This window comes from Cohnella lubricantis (assembly GCF_014212015.1).
Taxonomy (GTDB): domain Bacteria; phylum Bacillota; class Bacilli; order Paenibacillales; family Paenibacillaceae; genus Cohnella; species Cohnella lubricantis.
On record NZ_JACJVN010000033.1, the window covers coordinates 209,535 to 221,429 of the forward strand.

Below are 11,895 nucleotides of genomic sequence, written 5' to 3' on the forward strand. Positions count from 1 at the left end.
GATCGGGTACATAGAATCGGGAGGTTTACGGGGAATGAAGAAGAGACGTTTGAAGAAGCTCATCACCTGGGCCGTGGTCGTCTGCGTCGTTGCGGCGGGCGGCGGCACTGGTTACTGGTGGTATAACAAGGACACGATCGCGGCGGCCGCTCCGGCTTACATGGAGGCAAGGGTAACGCAGGGCACAATCACGCAGAGCGTGTCAGGTTCGGGGACGGTCGCCGTCAGCGAGACGGAAGATGCGATCGTGTCTGAAGCCGGAACGATCGCATCGGTGAAGGTCAAAGAAGGAGACGAGGTTAAGCAAGGGCAGGTATTGGCCACTTTCGAAGGCGCTGACGTCTCGCTTAGCCTGAATAAAGCGAAGCTGACGCTGGAGCAGCAGCAGATGCAATTGGAGCAGGCGCAGGATAAGTGGAAGAGCCTGCAGGTGTCCGGCGCCGAACAGTCCGAGCTGGACTCGGCTGAGATGAGCATCAAGTCCGCTCAGTTGAACATCGAGCAGACGAGGCTGGAGATTCAAGATTACGAGGAGAAAGCCCAAGCGCCGGACCCTATCGTAGCTCCGATCGACGGTACAGTGACGGCTATGGATGTCAAAGCGGGGGACGAGGTGCAGGCCCGGCTGGCGGCTTTCACAATCGTGAATTATAACAAGCTGGAGGTGTCCATCTCCGCGGATGAACTGGACATTACGAAGATCAGCGTCGGCCAGTCGGCGAATGTCTCGATCGAAGCGCTAAGCGGCCAGAGGATTACTGGCAAGGTGGCGGAGATCTCGAAGGACGGATCAGCGTCCAATGGCGTCTCGACGTTCCCGGTCGTCGTCACGCTGGACCAGACAGAGAACGTGCTTCCGGGCATGTCGGCGGATGTCGAGATCCTGATTCAGCAGAAGGAGGATGCGCTGATCGTGCCGGTTGACGCGGTCGAGAGCGTTGGCGGCAAGTACTTTGTCCGCGTGCCGAAGGGCGAAGGCGCATCGGCGGAGTCGGCCAATGAGGCATCCGGCAGCAATGCGGATAGCGTTCAGGCTTCAGGCGATCAAGCCTCAGGCGGGCAGACAGGCAGCCGGCAGGCTCCGGATGCTGGCACAGCAGCTAACGGCGGTTTAGGAGGCGCAGATTCAAGCGGTACCGTGCAAGACGGAGCCGTGCAGGGCGCTGACGCTTCGCCAAATGCCAGCGCGCCGGCAAGGCGGCGGCCAGGCGGCGCAACGGGCAATGGTGCGGCAATGGGCAATGAGGCGGCAATGAGAGGCGAGGCAGGGGCTGAGGCGGCAGCGGCAGGCAATGGCGCTGACGGCCAAGGAGCGGCTGCGAACGGTACGCTTGGCTCCGGCACTGACGCTAATGGCGCGCCAAGCGCCGGCACTGCCGGCAGCGGAGCGACCGCGAGCGGTGCACCGAACGCCGGAGCGACAGGCGCCGCGCCAGAAGCAGGCACAGCGCCGCAAGCAGGCAGTGCAGCGCGCAGCGGCGCTGGACGCGGCCAAGGCATGAATATGCTGAATCAAGCGAACAGCGACTTCACGATGCAGGAGATTACAGTTGGCATCACGACCGATTCCCAGGTCGAAGTGCTGTCCGGTCTAAGCGCCGGCCAAACCGTCTTAATCCCGGTCGTCGTCTCTAGCGGTACGAACCAGAACCAAATGCAGATGGGCGGCATGGGAGGTATCGGCGGCATGGGAGGCGCTGGCGTCTCATTCGGCGGCGGAGGCGGATTCGTACGCTCGGGAGGCGGCGGAGGCGGCTTCGCCGGCGGTGCGGGAGGCGGCCGCGGATGAGCAAACGCGAACAGACCCCTCTGATTCGGCTGGAGAACATCTACAAGAAATATACGCTGGCCGGCGAGACGTTTAATGCACTGGATAACGTATCGTTAACCGTCAACAAAGGCGACTTCATGGCGATCATCGGACCTTCCGGCTCGGGCAAATCGACGCTGATGAACGTGCTGGGCTGCCTCGATCAGCCCAGCAGCGGCAAATACTTTCTCGACGGCGAGGAAGTGGAGGAATTAAGCGAGAACAAGCTGGCTGTCATCCGCAATACGAAGATCGGATTCATCTTCCAGAGCTTCCATCTGCTGCCTAAGCTTAAAGCCATCGACAACGTGGAGCTGCCGCTCATCTATCGTGGAATGTCCTCCAGCGAGCGCCGCCAGCAGGCGAAGGAAGCGCTGGAGAAGGTCGGCCTCGGCGATAAGCTGCACCACGTACCGAATCAATTGTCCGGCGGCCAGCAGCAGCGCGTGGCGATTGCAAGAGCGCTCGCTGGAATTCCTCCGCTGCTGCTGGCGGACGAACCGACCGGCGCGCTGGACAGCAAGACGAGCCGCGACGTCATGGGGCTGCTACAGGATCTTAACGAGGAAGGGAACACGATTGTTCTGATCACCCACGATCCCAATGTTGCCGCGCAAGCGAAGAGAGTCGTTCGCATCCAGGATGGCAAGTTGACGGAAGAAAGGGTGGAAGCTTCGTGAAGCTGTCGCAAGGAATCCGCATGGCTTGGCATAGCGTCAGTAAGCAGAAGATGCGCACGCTGCTGACCGTTCTCGGCATCATGATCGGCATCGCATCTGTCACCATTATGGTTGCGATCGGCAACGGGACGGCTGAGCAGGTCAAGAGCCAGATGCAGGGACTCGGCACGAATATGCTGACCGCCAACGTCGTCGGGCGCGGTTCCGTCACGAGCATCACGCTGGACGACGCGCAGCAGTTGACCGATATTGAGGGAGTAGAAGCCTATGCACCGAATATTACCGGCAACGTAACGGCCAAATACAAGACGTCTACCTACAATGCATCCGTTCAAGCGACGACGCCTTCTTTCGCAGATATCCGCGAATATACCGTGGCGGAAGGCCGCTTCATCAAGGACATCGACGGCGCTTTCTCTCAGAAGGTGGCCGTCGTCGGATCCGAGATCGTCTCGGAGCTGAACATGAGCGATCCGGTCGGTCAGAAGATTAGTCTGAACGGCGCTTCGTATAAGATTATCGGCGTGCTGGAGTCCAAAGGAAGCTCTTCGGCCGGCTCGAACGACAACGTCGTCATCATTCCGATCCAGACGGCGAGGGTTGCGCTCAAGACCGACGCGATCCGAACGATCTACGTCCAGGTGGAGGACAGCGACAAGGTTGATTACGTCCAGCAGATGCTCGAGTTTAATCTGCAGCGGTTCTTCCGCAACGACGAGAATGCCTACACCGTATTCAATCAGGACGATCTGCTCGAGACGATCACATCCGTCTCGACCTCAATGTCGACGATGCTCACCTATGTTGCGGCCATCTCGCTTCTCGTCGGCGGCATCGGCATTATGAACATGATGCTGACATCGGTGACGGAGCGCACCAAGGAGATCGGCATCCGCAAGTCGCTTGGCGCCAAGCAGCGTGACATCTTGTTCCAATTCCTCGTAGAGGCGGCGATGATCGGAGGACTCGGAGGCTTAGTCGGGGTCATCGTCGGATCTGCCGGCTCGAAGTTCGCGGGACGATTGATGGACTCGCCGGCGGCCCCTTCAGTTGACATTATGGCGCTAGCTTTGATCTTCTCCATGGGAGTCGGCGTTCTGTTCGGCTTCTTGCCGGCTCGCAGAGCGTCGAAGCTGAACCCGGTCGACGCCTTGCGCCAATAACTAACCCCATCATCTGTAGTAGAAGGAGGTCAGCCGAAGTGGGCGTTGCGAACATCTTGGTTATTGAAGACGACCCTTATATCAGCGACCTGATCGGCCTGTACCTGAAGCGGGAGGGCTTCCAATACACGGCGGCAAGCGACGGGGAGGATGGCATCGGCCGGTTCCTCTCCGAGCCGCCGGACTTGGTTGTGCTGGACTTGATGCTGCCGGGCTTTGACGGCTGGACCGTGTGCAAGCGGATCCGAGCCGAGCGCTCGACGCCAATTGTTATCTTGACGGGCAAGGGCGAGAGCTACGATATTCTGAGAGGCTTTGAGCTTGGAGCGGATGATTATCTCGTCAAACCATTCGATCCCAAAGAGCTGATGGCGAGGATCAAGGCGGTGTTGCGGCGGACGAAGCCCGGGTTCTTACGGGAGCCGGTGCGTCTGCCCAATCTCGTCATCGATCTGGATCGGTATATTGTCCAGTGCGGCGATACGGAGCTGACATTGCCGCCCAAGGAGATGGAGCTGCTTCACGCGCTGGCTTCCATGCCGAACCGGGTGCAGACGCGCGAGCAGCTGCTGGATCGGGTGTGGGGCTTTGACTTTGAAGGGGATCCAAGAACGGTGGACGTGCATATCAAGCGCATTCGGGAGAAAATCGGTTCGTCCGAGCATTACAGCATCGAGACGATCCGCGGGGTGGGCTACAAATTCGAGGTGGGCGGAGCATGATACGGTGGAATGGAATCACCGTTAAGCTGCTGCTCGCCTTTTTCGCCGTATTGCTGATCTCGTTCGCCGTCACTTCGGCCGTCTCTATCTGGTTGGTCCGCTCTGCGCTGGATACCCGCAATAGCCGATTCGAAGGGGAACAGCTGAACGTGGCGGCCGCGCTGGTTCGAAGCTCGTACCGCGAGCTATGGGACGAGAAGATGCTGGCTTCCGCGCTTCAGATCGCATCCGGTCCGATGAGCCGGACGATCTATGTTCTCGGAGCGGATGGCAGCATCCTGATGCATACGGGCGGCCCGAATCCGATTCCGCTGCCTCCGGTCGAGGAGGAACCGCTGAGCAGCGCCGTGAAGGCGGGCAAGACAGTCGTGGCCGAAGCCGTATCCGAGAGCGGTTCGCCGACGCTGTCGGCTGCTCCGGTAGGGGGGGATCTGCAGGCGAAGACTGTCGTCATCCTCTCGCGCGAGAATAGACGGGACTTCATTCTATTCACCGGCATATTCCGGAACATCCTCATCTCTACGCTTGTGACCGCCTGTATCATCGTCTTCCTCGTGAGCGGCCGGATGACCTCCCGTCTCCGGCGAATGAAGGATGCGGCGCAGCTGATCGCGAAGGGACGGTTCGATGTGCGGCTGAGCGTCCGTCCCAAGGACGAGATTGGCGAGCTTGCCGAATCGCTGAACCTCATGTCCGAGGAGCTTGGCGGGCTTGACCGGATGCGGCGGGAATTTCTCGCCAATGTATCGCACGACCTGCGCTCGCCGCTCACTTCCATCGGCGGCTACGTTGAAGCAATGATTGACGGAGCTGTGCCTGAGGACAAGCAGGGCAAGTATTTGCAGTTGATTCGGGAACAGACGCAGCGGATGAACCGGCTCGTCAGCGACTTGCTCGACATGGCGCGCATGGAAGCCGGGCAGGTCGCAATCTCCCCGGCTCCGTACAATCTAACGGAATGGGTGCGCCGGCTGCTAGCGGGGCTCGATCCCGAATTCAGGAAGCGGTCGCTGCGCTTTGAGTTAACCGGAGATCCGGACGACATCTGGGTGATGGCCGACCCGCACCGGATCGATCAAGTATTGTCCAACTTGCTGCTGAACGCCATCCAATTCTCGCCGAACGGCAAGAAAGTGGAGGTGTTCATTGAACGCCAGGGCAATCACGCGCTGATTAGCGTCCGTGACGAAGGCGTCGGCATCTCGAAGGACAACCTGGAGCGTATCTGGCAACGATTCTACAAGTCGGACAAAGCCCGCTCCGCGCATGCGGGAAGCGGGCTCGGCCTGTCGATCGTGAAGCATGTGCTGGATATGCATGGCTCTTCCGTCCAAGTGGAGAGCCGGCAAGGCGAAGGCTCACGCTTCTCGTTCGAACTGCCTATCGCCGAACCTCCCGTGACAGGCAGATCCAAGCTTCTGAAGACTCCCCCTTCGCCGTAACCTGCAGATCGATCTTCTCCCAATCGTTCAAGCCGCCGAGCCAGCGAAGAGGAGAGTCGCCCCCAAGCGCATGCGCCTTATCCGCTGAACGAGAACGGAGCGGTTCCGCGGACTCCTGCCTTCACGCGGAACAGTCCTCCGGCATGGGGCTGATCGGCCGCCTGTTCGGGAGCGACATCTATGCTCGCCGTCGTAATATACAGCTCGTCAAGCCTTTCTCCGCCGAAGGCGACGGAGGTGACGCGCTCGACGGGTACTGGAATCTCGCCTAGCTTCGTCCCTGTGGACGGATCCCATCGGGTCACCTTCCAGCCCCTCCAATGCGCCAGCCAGAGCATGCCCTCTGCGTCGATCGTCATGCCGTCCGGAGTGCTGTCTTCCGCGGGAATCGCCGCGGCGGCGCGCCGGCCGCTGATCTGCCCGGATGACGCATCATAATCGAAGGCCGATATCTCAGGCCGGCTGGAATCCACATAGTACATCGTCTTGCCATCGGCTGACCAGGCCAGCCCGTTCGAGCACCCGACGGCGCCTAGCAGCTTATTCACCGTTCCATCGCTGCCGAGCGAATAGAGGCTGCCGCGGGCGGGCTCGTCCGTTCGGGACATCGTTCCGGCAATGTACCGGCCAGACGGGTCGCACTTGCCGTCGTTGAACCGGTTGCCCGACAGGTCGGCTTCGACCGAGGCGATTGGCACGAGCGTGCGCGCTTCCGGATCATAACCGTAGAAGCCGTCCTCCAGCGTCACGGCGAACCCGCCGGAAGCTCTGGGCACGATCGAGCTGACGAACGGGCCGGCTTCGATCGTCTCGTATCGACCTGGCTGCCGGGGATCGAAGCTATGTATTTTGTGACCGTAAATATCAACCCAATATAGCCTCCCATAGCGGCGGTCCCATAGCGGGCCCTCTCCCAGGCTCGAATGCGAGTCGCATACGAGCTCTACCTGCGCGTTCATCCATTGATTGGACATTTGGTTCCCTCTCTTCTTTTTCATTTGGCGTTATGTAGAATAAGCATAGATCAGAATGGGCTGGAAAGGAATATTCTTTCCTATACCTTGAAAAAAAGACCAGCGTCCCCCCATTGGTTGACGATTCCCGTCGCCTAGTAGCATAATGGAAGGAATACTTCATGGGATGTCGGCGGCGCCTACCGCCACGGGAAAGGAACTTGGCATGGGCATGGAGCAACTGCTCGAGAAAGCTTCCGGTTATATGAAAGAGCAGGATTTGGCGCGCATCCGCGAGGCTTACGAGTACGCGGAAGAGGCACATCGCGGACAGCTGCGCAAATCCGGTGAACCTTATATTCTGCACCCTCTCGCTGTTGCCGAAATATTGGTGAACATGCAGATGGATGTCGTCACTGTCATGGCGGCGCTTCTTCATGATGTGGTAGAAGACACGAACGTCACAGTGGATGATGTGCGCGAGAAGTTCGGCGAGACGATCGCCGGCCTCGTTGACGGCTTGACCAAATTGGAGAAGATCCACTTTCGATCCAAGGAGGAACAGCAGAACGAGAACTACCGCAAGATGTTCCTCGCGATGGCAAACGACATCCGCGTCATCCTGATCAAGCTCTCCGACCGTCTGCATAACATGCGGACGCTGAAGTTCCAATCGGAGGAGAGCCAGCGCCGCATCGCCCACGAGACGCTGGAGATCTACTGCCCGATCGCGCACCGGCTCGGCATTAGCGCGATTAAGTGGGAGATGGAGGATATCGCGCTTCGCTTCCTCAATCCGCAGCAATATTACCGTATCGCCAATCTAATGAAGAAGAAGCGGACGGAGCGGGAGGAATATATCTCCGAGCTGATCGACCGCATCCGCGAGAAGCTGGAAGAGATGGGCATACAGGGGGATATCTCCGGGCGGCCCAAGCACATTTTCAGCGTATATAAGAAGATGACGACCCGGAACAAGCAGTTCAACGAGATCTACGACCTGCTGGCGATCCGGATTCTTGTCGACAACGTCAAGGACTGCTACGCGACGCTCGGCATCATCCATACGCTATGGAAGCCGATGCCGGGGCGGTTCAAGGATTATATCGCGATGCCGAAGGCGAACATGTACCAGTCGCTGCACACGACAGTCGTGGGACCTACTGGCGAGCCGACCGAGATTCAGATCCGAACCTGGGAGATGCATCGGACGAGCGAGTTCGGAATCGCGGCCCACTGGGCATACAAGGAAGGCAAGGAGACCGGCGTCGTTCAAGGCTCGTTCGGCGACAAGATGAGCTGGTTCCGCGAGATCATCGAGCTGCAGCAGGAGACGAGGGACGCGGCGGAGTTCATGGAATCGGTCAAAATGGACTTCTTCACCGACCTCGTATTCGTGTTCACGCCGAAGGGCGAAGTGTTCGAGCTGCCTGCCGGCTCCGTGCCGCTAGACTTCGCTTACCGCGTCCATACGGAAGTCGGCAACCGGACGATCGGCGCGAAGGTCAACGGCCGCATCGTGCCGCTCGACCATAAGCTGAAGACCGGCGACATCGTCGAGATTCTGACCTCCAAGCATTCCTATGGACCGAGCCAAGACTGGTTGAAGATCGCACAATCCTCCCATGCCAGAAGCAAGATTCGGCAATGGTTCAAGAAGGAGAAGCGCGAGGAGAACGTCCAGAAGGGCTGGGACGCGCTGGAGCGGGAGCTGCGGCGCATCGGACTCGAGCCGTCGGAATGGATGACGGACGACAAGCTGATCGAAGTGGCGCGCAAGTTCACGTTTAACGATTCGGAAGATATGATGTCCGCGATCGGCTTCGGCGGCATCACCGCGGCGCAGATCTGCACGAGGCTGACGGAGAAGCTGCGCAAGGAACTCGAAGAAGCGCAGCAGATTCAGCTAAGCAGCGAAGTGCAAGTGCACAAGGAAGCCAAAGCTCCGCCGCAGGAGAAGAAGAGCCGGCCGTCGCACGGCGTGATGGTCAAAGGCGTCGACAATCTGCTCGTGCGCTTCGCGCGCTGCTGCAATCCGGTGCCGGGAGACGACATTGTCGGCTACATTACCCGCGGACGCGGCGTCTCCGTTCACCGGACCGACTGTCCGAATCTCCCGCAGGCATCCGAGGGAGAAGAGGCAGCGCGCGTCATCGAGGTCGAATGGGAAGCTTCGAACGAGACGAGCAACTACAGCGTCGAGATCGAGATTCTCGGCCACGACCGCAGAGGGCTGCTGAACGAGGTGCTGCAGACGGTGTCGGAGAGCAAGACGAATATCGCCGCCGTGTCCGGCCGTTCGGACCGCAACAAGGTAGCGATCATGCACATGACGCTGCTGATCCGCAACAAGGACCATTTGCAGTCTGTCGTAGAGAAGATCAAGCGCGTGAAGGATATCTTCTCCGTGCAGCGAATGATCCAATAGCTAGGTTGGAGGTATACCATCAGTGAGAGTAGTGCTGCAGCGAGTGTCGGAAGCGAGCGTCCGCGTGGACGAAGCGGTTGTCGGAGAGATCGGCCATGGGCTGATGCTGCTCGTCGGCATCAAGCAGGAGGATGCGGAGGCGGATCTGGCCTGGATGGCGGACAAGCTCGCGGGGCTTCGAATCTTCGAGGACGACGATGGGAAACTGAATCTATCGCTCGCCGACGTCGGCGGCGCGATTCTATCGGTGTCGCAGTTCACGCTCTACGGCGACTGCCGCAAAGGCCGCAGGCCTAACTTCATGGCCGCGGCAAGGCCGGAGATAGCGTCGGAGCTGTATGACCGCTTCAACGACATGCTCCGCTCGAAGGGCTTCCGGGTCGAGACGGGCGTCTTCGGCGCGATGATGGACGTCTCGCTCGTGAACGACGGTCCGGTCACGCTTATCCTCGACAGCCCGGAGTAAGCAGCTGGCCCGCGAGGAAGCGCAGGCCGCCCGTATCGTGCGCGGATGAGCGAAGCAAGGATTGGCAACACTGTTAGTCGTTCACTATTACGGCGATATAGCGCCCAAAAGGGTATAATCGTTCTAGAGCAACGGAGTGGCCGCCTTTTGTCACCGGATTCCTCCATCTTAAGAAGTTCCCAATTGAAGGAATCCGGGGACAAAGCGGATGCTTCCGAAGCAGCTTTCCGTTGGAAAGTTTGGAGAGCGGAAGAATGATCCTACCCTCCCCGCGCGATCATATCGCCCTCATTAATGAGGTGTCGACTATATATGAGGCAATCCGGCAAAGAAGCGAAGCTGCAGCGAATGCAGCTCGAAGGCCAATCGCCCGACCGCCGCGAGGCTCTTGCGCTGCAAGCGAACGCCGAGTTCGCGGATGAGCTCGGGCATGACGCGCGCATCGGCGGGGGCTTTGCCCGCAGGCATCCGCCGGCAGGCAGAGGTTAGCAACTTAAAGGGGAATTAGCGATGCATATTCATCTACAGGCGACCGACGTCTCATGGGAACGGTCGCTTTGTCACATTGTGCCTTTATTCTACGAAGAGCCGCACGTCACCTTCGCTGAAGGCGACCGTTCGGAAGCGGACATCCGGGTTCGGCTCGAGCTCGCGGAGGAAGCGGACCGCGCCGTCGTGCGCGCATCGCTGAGCGCTCGTTCCGCTGAGCTGGCCGATGCGGCGGGATCGGAAGGCTTCGCGCACAGCGAGCCTTCGAACGAACGTCATGCAGAGCATGCCGGCGCCATCCCGGCTGGGGTCTCGGACGAGGAGCGCCGGCGGGTGCTCCGGCAGACGGCCAGCCGCGCGCTGGTTGACGTGCTGCAGCAGGAGACCGGCATCGTGCAGCCGTGGGGCGTGCTGACCGGCGTCCGCCCGTCCAAGCTCATGCACGAAGGGCTCCGCAGCGGCCGGCCGCGCGAGGAAGTGCGGCAAGCGCTAAGGGAGCAATATCTCGTCACCGAAGAGAAGATTGCGCTGATGGAGCAGATCGTCGACCGGCAGCTGCAGGCGATGCCGGACCTGTACGATCTGCGCAACGAAGTCAGCGTCTATATCGGCATCCCCTTCTGCCCGACCAAATGCGCTTATTGCACCTTCCCGGCGTATGATATCAACGGCCGCCAAGGCTCCGTGAACGGATTCCTATTCGGCCTCCACGAAGAGATCCGCGTCATCGGCAAGTGGCTGCGCGACAACGGCGTGCGGGTAACGACCATCTACTATGGCGGCGGAACGCCGACCAGTATTACCGCCGAAGAGATGGACGAGCTGTACGGCATCATGGCCGATTCGTTCCCGGATCTAAGCCAGGTGCGCGAGATTACGGTCGAAGCGGGACGCCCGGATACGATTACGCCGGAGAAGCTGGCCGTTCTGCGCAAGTGGAATATCGATCGGATCAGCATTAATCCGCAATCCTACAAGCAGGAGACGCTTGACATTATCGGCCGGCATCATACGGTTACCGAGACGATTGACAAGTTCAAGCTCGCGCGCGAAGGCGGCATGAACAATATCAACATGGACCTGATCATCGGGTTGCCTGGCGAAGATCCGGACGACTTCCGCCGCTCGCTGGAGGAGACTGGCAAGCTGATGCCCGAGTCGCTGACTGTCCATACGCTGTCGTTCAAGCGGGCTTCGGAGATGACGAAGCATCGCGGCGATGCGAAGTACAAAGTAGCGACGCGCCATGAGATCGGCGAGATGATGGACGACGCGGTGCGCTGGACGGAGGCGAATGGCTACGCTCCTTATTACCTGTACAGACAGAAGAACATTCTCGGCAACCTGGAGAACGTCGGCTATTCGCTGCCCGGCCAAGAGAGCCTGTACAACATCCTCATCATCGAGGAGATGCAGACGATCGTCGGACTCGGCTGCGGCGCGACGAGCAAGTGGGTCGATCCCGTCACAGGCGCGATGACCCGGCTTGCCAATCCGAAGGAGCCGAGAGCTTATATCGAGACGTACAAGAAGTCGATCGATGCGAAGCTGGAAGCATTGGAGCAGTGGAACAAGTCGCGGCTTGAAGCGCTTTCGCAATTGTAATCAAACCGTAATCTGTTCAACATGATTCCTTAAAGAGAAGTCCCTAATATAAAGAGCGACCCCCTTTTTTCAATATAGAACGATCTTGAACCTGTCGGATCTCCGGCAGGTTATTTTCTTGTGCGCCACGCATGGCG

10 protein-coding genes are annotated in these 11,895 nt (G+C 59.3%); 9 read left to right on the forward strand and 1 reads right to left on the reverse strand.

All coding sequences use genetic code 11. From position 1 onward, the window contains the following. Positions 1 to 34 precede the first annotated feature (34 nt). The 5 genes from H4Q31_RS09965 to H4Q31_RS09985 are packed head-to-tail and all read left to right on the forward strand — an operon-like array spanning position 35 to position 5,817. Positions 35 to 1,789, forward strand: coding sequence for an efflux RND transporter periplasmic adaptor subunit (locus H4Q31_RS09965; RefSeq protein WP_185178921.1), 1,755 nt, complete (start codon positions 35 to 37; stop codon positions 1,787 to 1,789). Beyond that, on the forward strand, positions 1,786 to 2,490 hold the full coding sequence (locus H4Q31_RS09970; RefSeq protein WP_281064862.1) for an ABC transporter ATP-binding protein: 705 nt from the start codon (positions 1,786 to 1,788) through the stop codon (positions 2,488 to 2,490). The genes H4Q31_RS09965 and H4Q31_RS09970 overlap by 4 nt, the downstream gene beginning before the upstream one ends. Continuing rightward, on the forward strand, positions 2,487 to 3,653 hold the full coding sequence (locus H4Q31_RS09975; protein ID WP_185178922.1) for an ABC transporter permease: 1,167 nt from the start codon (positions 2,487 to 2,489) through the stop codon (positions 3,651 to 3,653). Before H4Q31_RS09970 ends, H4Q31_RS09975 begins: the two co-directional genes overlap by 4 nt. Positions 3,654 to 3,691: 38 nt before the next feature. Beyond that, complete coding sequence (locus H4Q31_RS09980; protein ID WP_185178923.1) at positions 3,692 to 4,375, forward strand: response regulator transcription factor; 684 nt, start codon at positions 3,692 to 3,694, stop codon at positions 4,373 to 4,375. Beyond that, positions 4,372 to 5,817: a sensor histidine kinase gene (locus tag H4Q31_RS09985; RefSeq protein ID WP_185178924.1), complete on the forward strand. Its 1,446-nt coding sequence runs from the start codon at positions 4,372 to 4,374 to the stop codon at positions 5,815 to 5,817. The genes H4Q31_RS09980 and H4Q31_RS09985 overlap by 4 nt, the downstream gene beginning before the upstream one ends. Before the next feature lie 77 nt (positions 5,818 to 5,894). Here H4Q31_RS09985 and H4Q31_RS09990 read toward each other — a convergent pair whose 3' ends face one another. Further along, entirely contained in the window at positions 5,895 to 6,791 is an 897-nt protein-coding gene (locus H4Q31_RS09990) for an SMP-30/gluconolactonase/LRE family protein (protein ID WP_245347139.1), read from the reverse strand. Between the two features lie 205 nt (positions 6,792 to 6,996). Here H4Q31_RS09990 and H4Q31_RS09995 point away from each other — a divergent pair, with 205 nt between their 5' ends. The 4 genes from H4Q31_RS09995 (at position 6,997) to H4Q31_RS10010 (ending at position 11,758) form a co-directional block, all read left to right on the forward strand. Beyond that, the gene (locus H4Q31_RS09995; protein WP_185178925.1) at positions 6,997 to 9,198 is read left to right on the forward strand and encodes a RelA/SpoT family protein; all 2,202 of its coding nucleotides are present in this window, start codon (positions 6,997 to 6,999) and stop codon (positions 9,196 to 9,198) included. A 22-nt stretch (positions 9,199 to 9,220) separates the two neighbouring features. Continuing rightward, positions 9,221 to 9,664, forward strand: a complete 444-nt coding sequence (dtd, locus tag H4Q31_RS10000; RefSeq protein WP_185178926.1) for a D-aminoacyl-tRNA deacylase — start codon at positions 9,221 to 9,223, stop codon at positions 9,662 to 9,664. A gap of 312 nt (positions 9,665 to 9,976) precedes the next feature. After that, the gene (locus H4Q31_RS10005) at positions 9,977 to 10,153 is read left to right on the forward strand and encodes a hypothetical protein (protein ID WP_185178927.1); all 177 of its coding nucleotides are present in this window, start codon (positions 9,977 to 9,979) and stop codon (positions 10,151 to 10,153) included. Between the two features lie 21 nt (positions 10,154 to 10,174). Beyond that, entirely contained in the window at positions 10,175 to 11,758 is a 1,584-nt protein-coding gene (locus H4Q31_RS10010; RefSeq protein WP_185178928.1) for a coproporphyrinogen III oxidase, read from the forward strand. The last annotated feature ends 137 nt before the right edge of the window (positions 11,759 to 11,895 follow it).